Origin of the sequence: Poseidonocella pacifica (assembly GCF_900111875.1) — a bacterium.
GTDB lineage: Bacteria > Pseudomonadota > Alphaproteobacteria > Rhodobacterales > Rhodobacteraceae > Poseidonocella > Poseidonocella pacifica.
Genome location: NZ_FOJU01000007.1, coordinates 61,056 through 77,563, shown reverse-complemented (window position 1 = coordinate 77,563; position 16,508 = coordinate 61,056). Strand labels below are relative to the sequence as shown.

The 16,508-nt window shown below is 59.1% G+C and carries 17 protein-coding genes and 2 pseudogenes; 7 read left to right on the top strand and 12 right to left on the bottom strand.

What is annotated here, in order from left to right; genetic code table 11:
- Window positions 1-96: pseudogene (locus BM234_RS17355) on the bottom strand (IS5/IS1182 family transposase); the annotation flags it as partial.
- 46 nt (window positions 97-142) lie between these two features.
- Window positions 143-544 (bottom strand): annotated as a pseudogene (locus BM234_RS16385) (transposase); the annotation flags it as partial.
- Window positions 545-604: 60 nt separating this feature from the next.
- On the opposite strand from BM234_RS16385, the gene BM234_RS16380 reads away from it, so the two are divergent.
- Window positions 605-1,348, top strand: a complete 744-nt coding sequence (locus BM234_RS16380; protein ID WP_092066864.1) for a VPLPA-CTERM sorting domain-containing protein — start codon at window positions 605-607, stop codon at window positions 1,346-1,348.
- 414 nt (window positions 1,349-1,762) lie between these two features.
- On the opposite strand, the gene BM234_RS16370 is transcribed toward BM234_RS16380, so the two are convergent.
- The 6 genes from BM234_RS16370 to BM234_RS16345 form a co-directional block, all read right to left on the bottom strand.
- Window positions 1,763-3,004, bottom strand: a complete 1,242-nt coding sequence (locus BM234_RS16370) for a saccharopine dehydrogenase family protein (RefSeq protein WP_092066862.1) — start codon at window positions 3,002-3,004, stop codon at window positions 1,763-1,765.
- A 26-nt stretch (window positions 3,005-3,030) separates the two neighbouring features.
- Window positions 3,031-4,125 carry a carboxynorspermidine decarboxylase gene (locus BM234_RS16365; RefSeq protein WP_092066861.1) on the bottom strand — a complete coding sequence of 365 codons (1,095 nt, stop codon included), beginning with the start codon at window positions 4,123-4,125 and terminating at the stop codon, window positions 3,031-3,033.
- A gap of 781 nt (window positions 4,126-4,906) precedes the next feature.
- Window positions 4,907-5,983 carry an NAD(P)H-dependent flavin oxidoreductase gene (locus BM234_RS16360; RefSeq protein WP_092066860.1) on the bottom strand — a complete coding sequence of 359 codons (1,077 nt, stop codon included), beginning with the start codon at window positions 5,981-5,983 and terminating at the stop codon, window positions 4,907-4,909.
- A 56-nt stretch (window positions 5,984-6,039) separates the two neighbouring features.
- Window positions 6,040-6,597: a GFA family protein gene (locus tag BM234_RS16355; protein WP_092066859.1), complete on the bottom strand. Its 558-nt coding sequence runs from the start codon at window positions 6,595-6,597 to the stop codon at window positions 6,040-6,042.
- A 17-nt stretch (window positions 6,598-6,614) separates the two neighbouring features.
- Window positions 6,615-7,850 carry an NAD(P)-binding domain-containing protein gene (locus BM234_RS16350; RefSeq protein WP_092066858.1) on the bottom strand — a complete coding sequence of 412 codons (1,236 nt, stop codon included), beginning with the start codon at window positions 7,848-7,850 and terminating at the stop codon, window positions 6,615-6,617.
- Window positions 7,851-7,916: 66 nt separating this feature from the next.
- A complete protein-coding gene (locus BM234_RS16345; protein ID WP_092066857.1) occupies window positions 7,917-8,477 on the bottom strand; it encodes an OsmC family protein in 561 nt (186 codons plus the stop codon).
- Window positions 8,478-8,735: 258 nt separating this feature from the next.
- Between BM234_RS16345 and BM234_RS17770 the strand changes: the two genes are divergently transcribed.
- The 6 genes from BM234_RS17770 (at window position 8,736) to BM234_RS16320 (ending at window position 12,894) form a co-directional block, all read left to right on the top strand.
- Window positions 8,736-8,858, top strand: coding sequence for a winged helix-turn-helix transcriptional regulator (locus BM234_RS17770; protein ID WP_281247986.1), 123 nt, complete (start codon window positions 8,736-8,738; stop codon window positions 8,856-8,858).
- Window positions 8,859-9,422, top strand: coding sequence for an SCP2 sterol-binding domain-containing protein (locus BM234_RS16340; RefSeq protein ID WP_217645992.1), 564 nt, complete (start codon window positions 8,859-8,861; stop codon window positions 9,420-9,422).
- 164 nt (window positions 9,423-9,586) lie between these two features.
- A complete protein-coding gene (locus BM234_RS16335) occupies window positions 9,587-10,609 on the top strand; it encodes an acyl-CoA dehydrogenase family protein (protein WP_245752713.1) in 1,023 nt (340 codons plus the stop codon).
- A 1-nt stretch (window position 10,610) separates the two neighbouring features.
- Window positions 10,611-11,312, top strand: a complete 702-nt coding sequence (locus BM234_RS16330) for a PIG-L deacetylase family protein (protein ID WP_092066856.1) — start codon at window positions 10,611-10,613, stop codon at window positions 11,310-11,312.
- 5 nt (window positions 11,313-11,317) lie between these two features.
- On the top strand, window positions 11,318-11,866 hold the full coding sequence (locus BM234_RS16325; protein WP_245752715.1) for a class I SAM-dependent methyltransferase: 549 nt from the start codon (window positions 11,318-11,320) through the stop codon (window positions 11,864-11,866).
- Window positions 11,863-12,894 carry a glycosyltransferase family 2 protein gene (locus BM234_RS16320; protein ID WP_092066854.1) on the top strand — a complete coding sequence of 344 codons (1,032 nt, stop codon included), beginning with the start codon at window positions 11,863-11,865 and terminating at the stop codon, window positions 12,892-12,894. Before BM234_RS16325 ends, BM234_RS16320 begins: the two co-directional genes overlap by 4 nt.
- A 308-nt stretch (window positions 12,895-13,202) precedes the next feature.
- Here BM234_RS16320 and BM234_RS16315 read toward each other — a convergent pair whose 3' ends face one another.
- From BM234_RS16315 to BM234_RS16300, 4 genes are all read right to left on the bottom strand, one after another.
- Window positions 13,203-14,318, bottom strand: coding sequence for an alanine racemase (locus tag BM234_RS16315; protein ID WP_281247988.1), 1,116 nt, complete (start codon window positions 14,316-14,318; stop codon window positions 13,203-13,205).
- 26 nt (window positions 14,319-14,344) lie between these two features.
- Window positions 14,345-15,439, bottom strand: a complete 1,095-nt coding sequence (locus tag BM234_RS16310) for an N-acetyltransferase DgcN family protein (protein ID WP_245752711.1) — start codon at window positions 15,437-15,439, stop codon at window positions 14,345-14,347.
- Between the two features lie 205 nt (window positions 15,440-15,644).
- Window positions 15,645-15,998, bottom strand: a complete 354-nt coding sequence (locus BM234_RS16305; RefSeq protein WP_092066852.1) for a hypothetical protein — start codon at window positions 15,996-15,998, stop codon at window positions 15,645-15,647.
- Window positions 15,995-16,303 (bottom strand): hypothetical protein, encoded by a 309-nt coding sequence (locus tag BM234_RS16300; protein WP_092066870.1) that lies wholly within the window; start codon window positions 16,301-16,303, stop codon window positions 15,995-15,997. Before BM234_RS16300 ends, BM234_RS16305 begins: the two co-directional genes overlap by 4 nt.
- Window positions 16,304-16,508: the final 205 nt, after the last annotated feature.

Here is a 16,508-nt window from a genome sequence, read left to right as displayed (position 1 = left end):
GTCCACCCAGATCAACATCGAGCCGCGCCTGCGCAGCGCCGCGTTGTAGCTGGACCAGGTCGTCGTGCGGTAGCGGGCGGGAGGTGGCTTGCTCACAAAGACCCTCTAACCGCATAGATTCACGTTGTGAATCGTCCATAGTCAGAGTTGTGCAACAAGGCCCCTTGGTTCGACCAATCAGGCGACCACGCCCCCGTTCGTCGGGCAATTGATCCACTGGATCAATTACTGATCCCCCTTACTTGACGCCCAGACTGGACGCCGTTCGATGAACTTTGAGGTAAGTGGCGTCGATCATGACCGTCGTCTGTTCGCCGTGATCAGCAGGCAGACCGGCCATCATCTGGGCAAAGATGCCCTTGTCACTCCAGCGTTTCCACCGATTGTAGAGCGTTTTGTGTGGGCCGTATTCCTTCGGCGCGTCACGCCACCGTAAGCCGTTGCGATTGATGAAGATAATCTCGCCAAGAGCGCGCTTGTCATCGACACGTTGCTTGCCGTGGGATTTGGCAAAACTCTGACGTGCTCTCTTGCTCCGAAGCAGGTTTCAAGCATACTTGTCAGCCAGCCTATATCGGCCAGCGTATATCAAGGAATTTATATTTTGCGTATTTTGCTACTTGCCGTTTCGATGGCCTTCTTGGCCAGTTTCGCGACCGCAGCGCCGGTGTATTTCATGGGGACACATTCTTTCACCAATCCCGATGGGACCCCAGGCGAGCGGACACTCACCGGCTCATTTTTTTCAAACTCGGTGTTGGCCCCAGGGATGGCGTTTGATCAAGTTGGGAACCGAATGTCATCCGGCCCACCTGCGTGTGAAAATACCTACGGCGATTGGCAAATTGCGCACCGCTCCAGAATTACCAGAGCGGTCAATTATGTTGTACGTCCTTGCGATTCTCTGATTACGCCAATCGGAAGTTTGGACGTAACAGGCGCTACACCGGAACAAATCACGGCGTATAATGACGCGTGGCGGGCAGGTGAAAGCCCTGACCCCCGCGTCTATTTTTCCGACCTGTCCCTCGCCGAGGAAACAGCGCCATTCATCGGGGTCCACTATGGGTTCAGAGGGTGTGGTCGTTTTGCCCCCACCTTTGCACAAATGCACGGTGAAGTGCGCTACTTTACAGACAGTTTCGACATGCAGTGCGATGAAGATCCAAGTATCATTGTAAATTCTCTCTCGCGCGCGTCTGGCTTTTTCACTGTCACACATGCTTCATTCGACACACCGTTCAGCCTCTCGGCCTCGCCTGACGTGGTTCCATTGCCCGCTGGCTTGCCGCTTGTCTTGACGGCTCTGGGCGCGTTCGCCTTGGTCCGTCGCCGCAGCGCCACCTGAGCGTCGCGCCAATCCAAAGACCGCAGATGATTTTTGGCATCGGGCGGCGCAGATTGACAGTTTGCGGACGGAGGCGACGTGCTCCGCCCTTTGGCGCGCCCCTCGCGTTGATACGGGGGCGACTAAATAGCGCCAAAGGGGGCACCACCAGCCTGTCACCCTGATCGAAGCCGGAAAACTCCGCCTTCGGGCGGTCCAACGTTGGCGATAAGATCAACAACAACCGGGCTCAGATCGTGGCTGGATGAAAGTTCAGTGGCAGGTCATCCTCGCCCGGGCAAGCGAACTGCCCGAAGACAAGGTGGGCCTTTTGCCCCGAACGATCAGCGGCTATCTGGACCGTTTTCAGTTGATCTGCCAGTTCGCACAAAGCGAGAGCAAGAGACGTTTCGTCACGCGGCTTCGGAACACCGCTCAGGAAGAATGCCATTCCCGATCACCGCGGGAATCCTTGACCCGCGTCGGCAACCCGATCCTGTCGAGTAGCGAAAACAATGGCTTGGGATCCAACTCTTCGACGTTCATCATGACACCATGGTCATAGGTTCCATCCGCGATCAGCATGGCAACCGCGACAGGTGGCACGCCTGCGGTGTAGGAAATGCCTTGGCTCCCGACCTCATTGTAAGCGTCCCGATGGTCAGCCACGTTGTAGACGAACACCTCGACCTCTTCGCCATTTTTGGTGCCTTTGACCAAATCGCCGATGCAGGTCTTGCCCGTGTAATTTGGTGCAAGGCTGGAGGGATCAGGCAACACGGCCTTCACCACCTTGAGCGGCACAACCTCAAGGCCTTCGGCAGTCACGACGGGCTGTTCAGAGAGCAGGCCGAGGTTTTGCAACACGGTGAACACGTTGATGTAGTGATCACCAAAGCCCATCCAGAACCGGACATCGGCTTGGGGGTAGTTTACGGCCAGCGAGTGGATCTCGTCGTGGCCTGACATATAGGCTTTTTGGGTACCTACGACAGGCAGGTCCCATTCGCGGCCCACCTCGAACATCTTGTTTTCCTGCCACGCGCCTTGCTGCCAGCTATACACGGTCCCTGTAAACTCACGGAAGTTGATCTCCGGGTCGAAGTTGGTGGAGAAATACTTCCCGTGGTTTCCTGCGTTGATGTCGACGATGTCGATTGATGTGACTTCGTCCATGAACTCATCAATTGCGAACCGCGCATAGGCGTTGACCATGCCCGGATCGAAACCTGCACCCAGAATTGCCGTGGTGCCAGCGGCGGCGCAGTCTTCGCGTCGTTTCCACTCGTAGTTTGCATACCATGGCGGCGTTTCGCAGATCTTGGTCGGATCCTCGTGGATCGCGGTGTCGATATAGGCGGCCCCTGTCTGGATACAGGCCTCCAGAACCGTCATGTTCACGAAGGGTGAGCCCACATTGATCACAATTTGCGCTCCGGTCTTGGAGATCAGAGCAGCAACCGCAGAAGTATCCGTGCCATCCACGGCATGAGCTTCCAGTACGCCGTCTTGTTTCATCGCAGATTTATCATGCACGCTTTGAATGATCGCCTCACACTTGGCGACCGTTCGGCTTGCGATGTGAATGTCGCCGAGAACATCGTTATTTTGCGCACATTTATGCGCGACGACCTGAGCGACGCCACCAGCGCCGATAATGAGAACGTGGCGTTTCATGAATCCAGGAGACCTCTTGTTCGTTCTTATGACAAAGCGGATGCGAAGTCGTCGTAGTCGAAATCGCGCACCATTCTAATGCTTCCATCGAGTTCACGCAGGGCGATGCTTGGCATCTTGACCCCGTTGAACCAGTTTTTCTTGACCATCGTGTACCCGGCAGCGTCTTGAAACGAAAGTCGATCACCTGCCTTTAGCGCTTGCGCAAAGCGGAACTCGCCAAAGATATCACCGGCAAGGCAGGACTTTCCGCAGATCATCCACTCATGATCGCCCTCGTTGGGGTCGATTTTCGCAGGCTCGCGGTAGATCAGCAAATCCAGCATGTGCGCCTCGATCGAACTGTCGACAATCGCAAGGTTCTTACCATTATGCATCGTGTCCAGCACAGTGACCTCGAGTGTTGCAGCCCCCGTGATCGCCGCCTCACCGGGTTCAAGGTAGACCTGAACGCCAAAGGTCTCCGCGAATGCCTTGAGCCGCGCGGCAAGTTGATCCAGCGGATAGCCTTCACCCGTAAAGTGAATGCCGCCCCCCAAGCTGACCCAATCCATACGGTGGATCAGCGCCCCAAAACGGGCTTCGATCAGCGCCAGCATTTCGTCGAACCGCTCGAAGCTGTCATTTTCGCAGTTGTTGTGGAACATCAAGCCGGTGATCTGATCCGCCACAGTGGCGATTGCTTCGGGATCATGCTCGCCCAGTCGGCTAAACGGGCGCGCGGGATCGGCCAGATCAAACTCTGACGTCGAAACACCGGGATTGACGCGCAAACCGCGCACGTGATCCTCCGACGCCTGCACGAATTTCTGCAACTGGCCGATGGAGTTGAAGATGATTTTGTCCGAATAGGTCAACACATCGGAGATTTCGTGATCCGCATAAGCGACTGAATAGGCATGCGCCTCGCCGGCAAATTTTTCACGGCCCAAGCGGACTTCGAACAGCGAAGATGAGGTCGTCCCATCCATGTACTCCGCCATGAAATCAAAGACGGACCATGTGGCAAAGCACTTCAGTGCCAGCAAACACTTCGCCCCCGAAGCTGCGCGCAGGTACGCAATCTTCTCAAGGTTCGGCAGTAGCCGCGATTTGTCGATCAGGTAATAGGGCGTTTGCAAGGCGAAACCACTCACTGCTGCGTTTATTGGCAGCCGAGGCCTACCAAGAGATCGGACCGACATACAACAGTTCTGAATCAAGGCAAACGAGGGTCAGTACCCTTCGTTTCGGGCGTTTCGACATGGGTCATCCGTCCAAAATCAGGCGGAGGTGTGAGCGTTCTGTACCGGCGCATTCATATGCAGATGATGGGCCTGCCGCGCCTGGAGTTGTCTTCAGCGAAGGCGAAGATCTGCGGCAGGGTGGGTGAAGCCCGCATGAGGGTGTAGAAGCCGCACGTCCTGTTGGTAAAAAAACCTAAGCAAGCAAAGTCGGTGTCTCGCCAACCACTGGCGTCCGCAGTGACGCATCGCCACGCTATGAACGATGCTCGTACGGGAGATGTCCGCTAGATGGCGCGCGTCTACATGCGGACCGGCGGGTGCCGGCGCGGCACCTGCGGTGAACTCTGATCGCGCGAGGTGGCGTCCAACCACGCGCCTACCTGCATCACCAGCTCGTATGGAAACCCGGCGTCAAAATCTCGCGTAACGTCCGAGAACACTTCGACGCGATCCCACAGAAATGCTGTTCTGGGGTCGCCTTAGTTTACAGGTAGGCCAAACCGCTGCTCGGACTGCGCCCTGTCACGTCTCCTCCCATCCCGAAGCTGCACATAAATCCTATCTTGCCTTCGTGGGAGGGGGGGGGAGACGCGCTCGCCGGCGCTTTGGAGGCCGTGGCCAACGCTAAGAACTGGCGCCGCGTGGGACCATAGCGAATTCTGCTACCCTTAAGCGACTACTGCCGCAGCATTGCGACGCGTTTCAGCGCCTCTGTGGCCAGATCGCGTGTCAACGAGAACGCCGTCGCACGCCGCGCTAGAGCAGCCGATTGACCGCAATACTGAGCGCTGAAATCTCGGTTTCCAGCGTCCTCGGATGCGGCTTTGAGCGGCCCAATGGCGGCAAACCCTTTCGGAAAGGACGGCGCATCTTTTGACATCGGCCCACGTTCCGCCGTCAGTCGGTTGGCAAGCACTCGGGTTGGCCTGCCGGAGAACACGTTGGATACGACCGTTTCTCCTGTCGCCGCGCCTTCGAGAGCTTGGCGGTAAAGGGGGCTGACAAGGGCCTCCTCCGTGAACAGGTACGCCGTGCCAATCTGTGCGGCACTTGCCCCGAGCGCCATCGCCGCGACGATGCCGCGCGCGTCGCCAATGCCTCCGGCTGCAATCACTGGCACATCGACGGCATCCGCAACCTGCGGGACCAAAGACACTGTCCCCATCTGACTACCAAGAGTGTCGGACAAGAACATGCCCCGATGACCGCCCGCCTCAAACCCTTGCGCGATGACGGCATCACACCCGTTCGCGACCAGCCAACACGCCTCCTTCACCGTGGTTGCGGAACTTATGACCTTGCAGCCTGCTGCCTTCACCCGTTTCACAAGATCCGGCGACGGAAGGCCGAAGTGAAAACTGACGACGCACGGCGGAACTGCCTCGACCACCGCGCAGCGGGCCTCGTCGAAAGGCTGAACGGAACCGGCAGAGAGGTCCGTTGGCGCCTTCAGATCCAACTCAGCGTAATAAGGCCGCAATGTCTCCATCCATGCGGCTTCGCGGACAGGGTCATCTTCAGGTGGGCAATGGGCAAAGAAATTCACGTTCAGCGGTTTGTCCGTTCTATTCCGCGCGGCACCCAGAAGGCTTTGCAGACCAGCCGGATCAAGCGCTGCACAGGCCAACGATCCAAGCCCGCCGGCCTCGCTGACCGCAACCGCCATATCAAGGCCGCTGGACCCTGCCATGGGGGCCTGAACGATGGGAATATCGATGCCAAACAGGTTGCGTATCCGATTATCGGGCCACATGGTCTCGTCCTTCTGCATGGAAATATTAGGGGCGTATCAGCGAAACGCACAGAGTTTCATTTGAACGGAAACCCCGTCTTTCTCGTAAGCTGCTTCAACCTGTTGAGACTGTCCTTCGACCACGTCGTCTTGTGCCGGTAGATCCCCTCCGCTGCCGCCACTCCCGGCGCGCGCATGTACCACGGCTGCTGGCTTTCTATGAAAATATGCACATCGGGTGGCATGATCGACGGATCATCCAGCGTGCCCACGCGGAGGAAACGCAGGTGGTCGCCCTGATTGGTGATGAGATAATTGCTCCAGAGCGCCACCTTGCAAGATGTGCATCGCGCGATGCGCTGCCCCCTGCCGCTGGGTGTCTCCAGAAGGGTTTCCTCAATCGTACCCGCCAGAACGACGATGCGATCCGCTTCGATCAGCGCATTGACGGCATTGGAACTGCCGGTCTGTTTCTGGCACAGGCGGCAATGGCAGGCGTGGACAATCATCGGCGCAGAACGCACGCGATAGCGCACCGCCCCGCAGGCACAGCCGCCTTCGCCAAAGGCTTCGTATGAAATGGTGTCCTCTTCAGCGGGGCCAACTTCGGATGGGGTAACGGATTGCGGGTTCATGTTATCGATCCTTCGTTTCAAGCGGCGACACGGTGGCGGGACTGAACGATATGGCGGGCCAGCACGCGTGCATCGGCCCCTACCCCATCGAGAAAGGTGGATTTGCGGGTACGAAGGAACGGCAGGCCAAGCGCATAAAGCCCCGGGGCAACAATGCCGCCTTCATGCTTTAGCCGACCTTTGCCATCGAAGACGGGCATATGCAGCCAAGAGAAATCCGGCTTGAAACCCGATGCCCAGATAATCGTGGAGATGGAACCGCCCTCGATCGGCAGGGTGAGACGCGTGGTCCCGGATACCGATGTCGGCGCGAAGCTTTCCGGAGGCTCGGGCAAGTCCAGCCCCCCTTGTGCCGCCCATCTGTCGATCGCGGCCAGGGTCCGGTTCATCTTGAGGTCGGAAAGATCCACCGCATTTGCCAGTCCGCCGGAAAAGAGCAGCACTCCATCACGGCAACCAACCAGCCGGCCAACCACTTCCACCCCCATCTCCTGAAGAACGTTGAGGTCGAGGAACTGTCGAGAGCGGTCTCCAGTAAGTTGCAGCGAGGGAAGGTTGCGGACCCGATCAATGTCATCCACCTCTTCGAGCGTTTTCGAGAACAGACCGAAATGCTCCAGCAACCAGCATATGTCATGGCCGCGATAATGGCGCGGCATCCGGATGTGATTGCCCGCCGCGAGAGTTACGGGCCGACCGGACGCTTGAATTTCCGCGGCAAGCTGGACACCCGTTGCAGAGGCCCCGACGATCAGCACACCGCCCTCGGGCAATTCCGACGGATTGCGGTAGGACAGCGGGGAGACTTGGGTAACTTCCCTCGGGATATCGGAGGCAAATGACGGAATGGAGGGGTGGTTGCACGCGCCATTCGCCATCACCACGCGCGACGCGCGCCACTTGCCTTTGTTCGTCTCGACCTCAAAGCTGAAGCCGTCATGCGTAACCGAAGTAACGTTGACACCGGCTTCAACTGGCGCAGCGGACTGTGCCGCGTAGGCGCTCAGGTAATCCCGAACCTCCGGCATGGACATATAATCATGCGGATTGGGACCGGAGTAGGCAAACCCCGGAAGGCGGCTTTGCCAGTTCGGAGTTTGCATGGTGAGATTGTCCCACCGTTCGTGCGCCCACGAATTCCCCACCTCCCCGCGTTCGAGCACCACATGAGGTTCAGAGAGTTCCGACAGGCAATGGCTCATGGCAAGGCCTGCCTGCCCGGCGCCAATAATGAGCGTTGATATCCGTTTCATGAAAAATGCCTCATAGAGAATGTGCGTCTGCCCCGTTACTTCCGGCGCAGACGCCCGGCGTGCCCCTCAGGCGACGGAAACCGCGACGTTGGTCGGGTTGGTCAGGATGTCGAACATGGCCGAACGCTTTTGCGACTGGGCGACAAGCGCGCGGATATCGTCAGGGCTCGCGTCCGCGTCGATCTCAAAGGACACACGTATAGCTGAGAAGCCGTTCCGGATCTCGGCATCCATGCCGAGGATGCCGCGCACGTCCACATCGCCCTCGACCGTTGCGCGAACTGAACGCAGTTGGATCCCGCGATGCTGGGCGATGGCCGCCACGCCGCCGGTCAGGCAACTGGCGAGAGCGGCCAAGACAATCTCTGTCGGTGTCGCCGCTCGGTCATGGGCCGCAAACACCTCTGGGTGATCCGCCTCAACCGCGAACGACTGCTTGCGGGTGTATTCCTGTCCGAGGCCGAAATATCCATTGATCACGTTGGATGTGTAGGTGCCTTCGATCCAGTCACATTGGCTGCGGAAGGTAAAAGCCGCCGCCGCCGGCATCTCGGCGAATGCACCTCGGGCCCCGATCAAGGCTTCGGTATTGACACCATTGTCGACGATATGAGTGTGCGCGTTCATTGGTTCTTCCATTCTGGATTTGGGTTGCTTGAATTGACTGATCGGCATGCCCTTGAGCTTTGGGGGCAAGGAAGTGATGGCATTGGCTTCTCCGCATTCCTTCGAGGGGCACCGGAAACCGGTCGCCGATGGCAGGGAAATACCTGTCAGGGAGGGACCGGAGAACTTCACGGTCTGAAGCATAACGCTACAAAAAACAGAGCAATGTGCTACAAATTATGAAGTGGGAGGCCCGATGTTCGTCATCGGGGGGATGTGATGAACTACAATCAGTTCTGTCCGATCGCGAAGGCCGCCGAGATACATAGCGAACGCTGGACCATCTTGATTTTGCGCGAAATCCTGATGGGCGGGCGGCGTTTCAGCACGCTGCAGCGCTGATTGGGAGACATCTCGCCAGCCCTTTTGACCAAACGGCTCAAGCAGTTGGAAGAGCAGAATATGGTCATTCGCCGCCGCATCCCCGGTCAGAGAGGCTTTGAATACTTCCCAACTGATGCGTGTGAATCGTTGCTTCCCGTCCTATTCGCTCTCGGCGAATGGGGAATAATCTGGGCGAAGAAGACGATCCTTGATCAGGATTTCGACGTCGAGTTCCTGATGGTTTACCTTGAACGCAGCATTGACCGCGAAAAGCTCAAGGGACTGCAGACGATCATCAAGTTTCGCTTCAAGGACTTGGAGGAGCAGCGCGATTGGTGGCTGCTCGTCAGCCCGGAGAAGTCAGAGGTGTGTATCAAGGATCCGGGAAAGGACGTTGACGTCTATTTCCATTGCTCGGTTCAGACGCTGCCGGACATCTGGATGGGCGACCGGACCTACCGCGACGCCATAAAGACCGGCGACTTGATCATGGATGGTGATCCCGGCCTGACGCGCAACGTGACCGAGTGGCTTCGTCCGGGGATCTTTGCGAATTCCTCCCGCAACGACACGCCCGAATAAGGCGGTAGCTTCCCAAAGACGTACCGGAAGACGCGACATTTGCGCGAGGCGGAGGATCACGCCCCTTCTCAGGCTTCCTGCAATCGCGATCCCTGTCGGACTGTGGGGGAACCGTCTGGATCGCGGGGCGTTGTTTGGTAGCTTGCCACGCGAGGACAAATACCGTGTCGATCCCAGCACCCGTAGAAGCCAATTCAGAAACGCCATTCTCCGATTTCGACGTCTTTGCCCCGGAAAGCGGAGCATCGTTTTCCGACCGCGCGCGCAGGCTGAAGCAGAGCGGACTTCTTGACCACAAGAGCCCATCTGAGACGGCCATCGCCATGCGTGAAATTGCGGTTCGGGATCTCTCGCTCGCACGGCTGTATGAGGGGCATTTCAACGCGCGTACGCTGATTGAGACCTACGGCGATCAGGCGTTACAGACTCAAACCGGAGAATTGCTAGGGGTTTGGGGCGCCGAGGCCCCTACACCGGTTCGGGAAACGGACGGGGCATTGGTGGGCCAAAAACGGTTCGCCTCCGGTCTTGGCTTCGTGGATCGGGCGATCGTCACCGGCGAAACCCCGGATGGCCAGCAACTCTACCTCGTCTCCGCGCAGGACACCGACCGCCACGATCCCGCGGCATGGGACATGGCGGGGATGCAGGAGAGTCGCTCTGGCGGCTTTGATTGCGCGGGGCTTGAGCCGCAAAGACTAGGGCAACCCGGCGACTTTCAGCGCGAGCCGCTCTTTCTCGGTGGAACGTGGCGCATCGCGGCTGTCACTCTGGGCGGTATCATCGGCCTTCTTGATCGCGCGGCAGACGGACTTCGAGCATCTGATAGGCTCGATGCAGAAGCGCAGTTGCTGCGCTTGGGGCCGGTCGCAGGACGCGCAGTTGCGCTGTGGCCCGCGGTAATCGAAGCAGGGGCAATAGCGTCGGGGCCAACGGGCAGAGCGGCGCCGGAAGACGCGGCGACGCGGTCGCTCGCCCTGCGTCTGGAAACGGAAGAACTGGCACAGGTTGCTGTCTCCGCCGTGGAGCGTTCCGTGGGGCTGGCACTCTTCGCAGCAGAGCATCCAACAGGCCGGGCCGCGCGGGATCTTGCGTGCTACATCCGCCAAGCGGCCCGCGACGCGTTTCAGATCCGGACCGCAAAAGCATTTTTGTCCGGCCCCCTCTCCAACTGGTTGGATCGCTGAGATGCCGCAAGTGATGACTTTTGAGGAGCTTTCACAAGGCGCGCCGATTTGTGTACTCTCCCCCCATCCGGATGACGAAAGCCTTGGCTGTGGCGCTCTGCTGGCCGCCGCCTTTTCCGGGCCGGGAGCCGACGTGATCTGCATGACCGATGGCAGCGCGTCGCATCCCGGATCGACCGATTGGCCGCCGGACCGTCTCGCGCAACTCCGGGCCACCGAATTGCAGAGGGCGATTGAAATCCTTGGGGGGCGTTCGGAGAACATCACGCACTTTGTGCTTCCCGATGGCAGGCTCCCTGCTCTCTCGGACAGGTTCGATGAAATAGCAGCTCGAATTTCCCAGCGGCTTCGCACCAATGGCGCGCGAAGTCTTTTCGCGCCCGCCCGCACCGACCCGCACTGTGACCACGAAGCGACCGCGGAGATCGCCGCGCGGGCCGCACGCGACGCAGGCGTACCCTTGTTCTCCTATCCGATCTGGTCTGCGTGGTACGATCAACAATACCGAGAGAAACTTCAGTACAAGCGCGAGATACATTTCAACACAGGCTTCGCCCGAGAGGCAAAGGATCGCGCAATCGCGGCGCATCGCAGCCAACACGGAACGATTGTCCGAGACTCCCCCGATGGCTTCGTCCTCCCCGAGGATTTCCTAGCGGGGTTTCGGGCGGGTCCCGAAATTTTCTTTGAGGTGGAGAATTGATCGGTGTGGCAGAAGACCGGCTGGGTCGCATCTATGCGACCAGTGACGATCCGTGGGGTTTTCGTACAAGCGCCTACGAGCAGGAGAAATTCCGCGCCACAGCCGCGGCCCTTCCCCGGCGCCGCCATCGCTCAGCCTTGGAAATTGGATGTGGAAACGGCGAACTCGCGCGTCATCTCGCTCCGCGATGCGGGCGCTACACCGGGGTCGACGCTGTTGCCAAGGCCCTCTGCGCAGCGCGGCGCGCGGTCCCTGCTGCCCACTTTCACCAGCTTTTCCTACCCGCCCGGCTGCCCGCTGGGATGTACGACCTCATCGTTGTCTCGGAGATGCTCTATTTCCTGACCCGTGCCGGCATCGCGCGCCTTGCGAACCAGATCACCGGGCGTTGGCCAAAGGCGGATGTTGTCACGGTGACGTGGCTTGGCCCGAGCGGCAATATGCTCAGCGGATCTGAGGCTCTTGGCTGTTTTGCGTTGGCTCTGGGGCGGCCTGCGCGCTGCGTACGCCGGCGCCCCGGCTATAGAATTGACGTATTCAGGGGGCGATCATGAAGACGACTACGCTCTTCCCTGAAGCCGTCTCCGCCGCGCGGGTAGCGATCATCATACCTGCGAGAGACGAGGCTGATCGCATTTCAGCCTGTCTTTCCGCCCTGGCAGCGCAGCGCGAGGCCCCTCCGTTCGCCGTGCATATTTGCGTGAACAACAGCACGGATGAGACCGCAAGAATGGCGCTCAGACATCCGGCGGGCCTTCCTTGCACGGTCACAGAGGTAGATTTGCCGTGCGGCGGTGTCGGGCGCGCGCGGCGTTTGGGGCATCTTATTGCCCTGCGCCGCAGCCCAAGAGCCCGCGTCTTGCTCTCGACCGATGCCGATTGTGAGCCAGATCCTGTTTGGGTGGCTGGCATGACACGCGCGCTGCGCCGGCGGGATGCCGTTGCAGGCGGCATCGAGGGGTTGAGCGACTTGCCCCAAGCACACCTTGAGCGGCTTCGGCACGGTGGCGAGATTGAGCGAGAGTATCTCACCCTATCGATGGAAATCGTACGGCTCATGTGTGGAGGGCGGGCCTTGCGTGCGTTGCTGATCAACACGGCCGGTGGGGCGAACCTGGGCTTTCAACGTGCGGCCTATCGCGAAGTGGGCGGATTTCGCGCGATGGACTGTCAGGAGGATCGCGACATCATCGATCGTTCCGTGGCCATGGGTCTGCGCGTCGGCAGGGCGCCCGATGCCATTGTGCGCGCGTCCATGCGGCTGACGGGGCGCGCACCACGGGGAATGGCCGCGGTGTTGACGGCGCGCTTGTCTGGTCAGCCTGATGCACTCGACAGCGCTCTGGAACCTCTCGACCAACTGCTTTTACGTCAACTTGGTGAAACGGCGCGAAGCATGCAGCCGCTTTCGATACCCAGCGCAGAAAGTGAACTTCCGCGGCTGAGAGGCTGCGTTCAGACGATGCGCAGCCTACGCTCGGTGCAGGAGCGGCATTGCTTTGCCCGGCAGGTTCTGAATCACGACCGCGCGCATGTCGACGCGTGGTTCAGGGCGCCTACGGCACAAGCGACAACATCATGATCCGTGCGGCCCCACCAGGGTCGCACGAACTTTTGTCCGGAGCTTATTTGGATGCTGAATCCGGCTTCTTCGCAACGGTGTCCGGCCCATCCGATTTCGCAGGGTCGGCTTTCGTTTCCACGGACTTTGACTTTGCCGCGGCTTCTGCTTTGGCCGTCAGATCATTGAAAGACATGAGTTTTCCTTAAATCACCTACAATCGCTTCGCGCGTGTAGTTGCGGCGCGAAACTTGTTTGAGGCTGAAACCAACATAGTCACAGACGGGCACTTTTACTATGGCGCGTCCGGAGAATGTTTCCCTACGCTCCTACCCAACGACCGGTGCTAGCGTAACGCCGATGTTGGTCGTTGGTCTTGCCTGAAGAGGCTCACCTATTTGGCCGAAACTGCTTCCCGCTTCGACATAAACCCGTTCAACATCGCGCGCGTTCATGGCGCGCATGAGCGCGCCGTAGCTCACTCCGCACCTAATTTCGGCTCCAGGTCGAAATCCTCGTTCGCTGCTGCACAATACCGTGTGATCGCTCGTCGCTCCGATGGCGGCAACACCGGGAGGAAAGGTCAATCCATGCACGTCGGTATCCTGCATCCCGAGGGCGAGAATGATGCGCGAGGTAGCGCCAACCTCTCCCAAATGCGCTTCCGAATTTTCACACTCCACGCGGCGCGGACCTGCGTGCCCAGTCTTGCAGTTTGCCTCGATCACCTCGGCCACCAACCTAAATGCGTCGGTATGAAGCCCGTCTATTGGATCGCCCGACACGGGATCTGTACCCAGCAGAATAGCCTCGCCCAATCGCAATTCGTTGACGCGCCCCTTTGTCCCGGAGGCAAAAGCCCAAGGTAGATTTGCCGAACCTCCTCCGGAGACGGCTTTCAGAGGCGGCGCATCAATTTCGATGTCTTTCACAAGGTCGGAGAATGCCGCCATGGCTTCATCATCCGGTGAGACATTGCCCAAACACGCGAAGTTTGCCCCGATACCGGATAGAGCCACGCCGGGAAGATGGGCGACCAATGATACGTAGCGACCAAGTTCATGGGGACATATCCCGTCGCGCATATCTCCCATTTCGACCATGAGGATCACGCCGTGCACCTTTCCCGCGCGGAGCGCAGAGGCAGAGAGATCAGCGATCACCTCCATTTCGGTATTGTAGCTTGCCGCACACGTTTCCACGACGCGGTCTACTTCGCTTGGCATGGGAGAGCGGATCAGTTCGATCGGGCACGTGATCCCAGCGCTGCGCAGGCGCGCGACATTCGAAATTCGCGCATCGGCAAGCAAGGAAACGCCGCCCTGCTGCATCGCTCCGGCAACCGCCGGATCACCGCATACGGCCTTGGTCACACCCGCTACGCGGATCCCCTTTGCCCTCAGCGCATCCACCAGAAAGCGCGTATTCTCACGGATCTTTCCCAGGTCGATTTCAATGCGCGGAGCGATCTCTACGCCGCCACGACGGGAAGAGCGCTAAGCTTTGGATAAGCGCTCAGAACCATCGAAACGAGGTTTTCGGCAGGACACAGAAGAGCATCGGTGACAGGCAGGCCGAGGTCGTGCGAATACACCCTGATGGCCGTGTCGACGTCGGGCAGGTTCATGCCCTCGTGATTTATCGTGACGCCAATCACCTTTGTATCGGCAAAGGCTTCGATCAGGCTGATCTCGCTCTTCGGGACAGGCATTGCCATATCAGGAAAATCGCACCGATGGCTCCGCTTGGGCGCGTGTTGCAGGATCACGGCATGGGGTTGGCAGCCACGCAGGATAAACGCGGAGGTACAAAATGCCGGATGGCTGAGCGCGCCCTGACCTTCGATGAGGATGACATCGGGCCGTTCGCCTTCCCATGCCGCGACCACGACGCGTTCCAACTCTCCGCAGCAGAATTGGGGCGGCACAGCGTCCATGGCGATGCCATATTTCGCGCCTTGCATGAGACCTGTCTGTCCGGTGCCGACAAGCACCGTTTTGATCCCCCTCGCATTCAAGGCTTTTGCCAGTACGGTTGCGGTGGTCCGCTTCCCGATAGCGCAATCCGTACCCAAGACGGCGATACGGATCGCTTCCACCTCCGCCACGCTGCCATCAAACAGGCGCATATCCTTGCTGGCACGGGGTTTACGAATATCGCGGATGGTCACGTCAAAAGATTTGGCGGCGGCAGCGATTTCGGGATCGTCACCGAGATACTCGTGCAAACCGCTGACGATGTTCATCCCATAGGCAATGGCGTCAAGAACGACGCTCCGATCTTTTGCCGAGAGCTTGCCGTTTGAAGGCGCCATCCCATAGATCAAAGTATCCGGGAGGTCTTTGTGCAGCGCGGCGGCCATCGCAAGGTTTGCGAGGACGGGTATGCCGTTGGCTATTTCGCCAAGGACCTCACCGCTATCGCGACCGTCAAGGGTGCTGTCGATCACGGAGGCGATACGGTAAGCCTGTGAGTGACGCACCAAGCCGTTTGCGGTCTTGCCGTCGATCTGACTAAAATTACCCTCGCAATAGATAGTTGCCGTAGGCACAGGGCCAGAGTTCATTCGAGGATGATTGCCTTGAACCTCGGGCCCCTGACGGGGTGCCGGGCGAGCGGTCGGTGTTCTGTTCATCAGAGAAATCTGTTTTTCCAGTTCCATGTATGGTCCCAATGTGCACACCGCGCGGACAACGGATCGCCCGAGGGCGGCGGCAGGGTCAGTTAAGCTGAGACGAGTGTCGTCGCGGCTGGCGACTTAGAAAGATGCCTTAGGACGCATCCAGATTCAGACCTTCGATACAGGCCTGCGCAAGATCGCGGTTTGGCGAGTCCGCTCCGGGCATCGTTGCCCAGCCAGCCGCCATCACAGCATCACGGCGCTTGAAGGATGATGCCTCACGAATAGCGTTGAGGTGCGTGGTCCGGTTTGGATCCACACGCGCCATATCCAGACAGACCGGCACCATGGCCAGAATGACTTCGTCATGCGCCATCTCGCTCGCCATCTTGTTCGCGCCGCCGCCTGTCATCCAGCCGCCCCAGGAAAATCCGACCACGCCGACGAAGGCAGCGCCAATCACAGCGCCGTAGATTCCGGGTTTGAGCCATTCGGGAGTATTCATTTCAAGTCCTCCAGCGGAGAGAGCGCCGCTTCGCTATCATTTTTGCTTCGGGAAGCGGCCCGGTCCCGGCTCAGCGCCTCGTTCAGGTCGCTTTCGCATGTGGCGCGCATTTCGCATCGGCCCGTCCGTCCGCCCGCGCCGAGCACGAGCAGGTATGTCGCCGTCCGTCGAAACGCTTCGAAGGTGAGCCCCTGAAGAAGTTCTTCTTCAACCAGAACGTCGTAATCGCCAGCAGGCAACTGACCCCTATAGCCCAAGAGGGAAAACGCGTTTGAGAACGTCACCGTCGATCTGGATGACCGCATGTTCATCTCGGGGGCTCCATAATGCTGGCAGGTCTGTCGTCTACGCTTGTCAGCAGGCCCTCGGTTTGGAAGGCCCGCGCAATCGGACGACCTCAACTTGTAGGTCAGGTGCCATCTGTCGGCACTGACCTATGTTAGTCTCTGGCCAGTTGGGTGAAGGCATTCGGCGTCGCGGAGACCTTAGCCAGCCGGCCCCCCGGCCTGA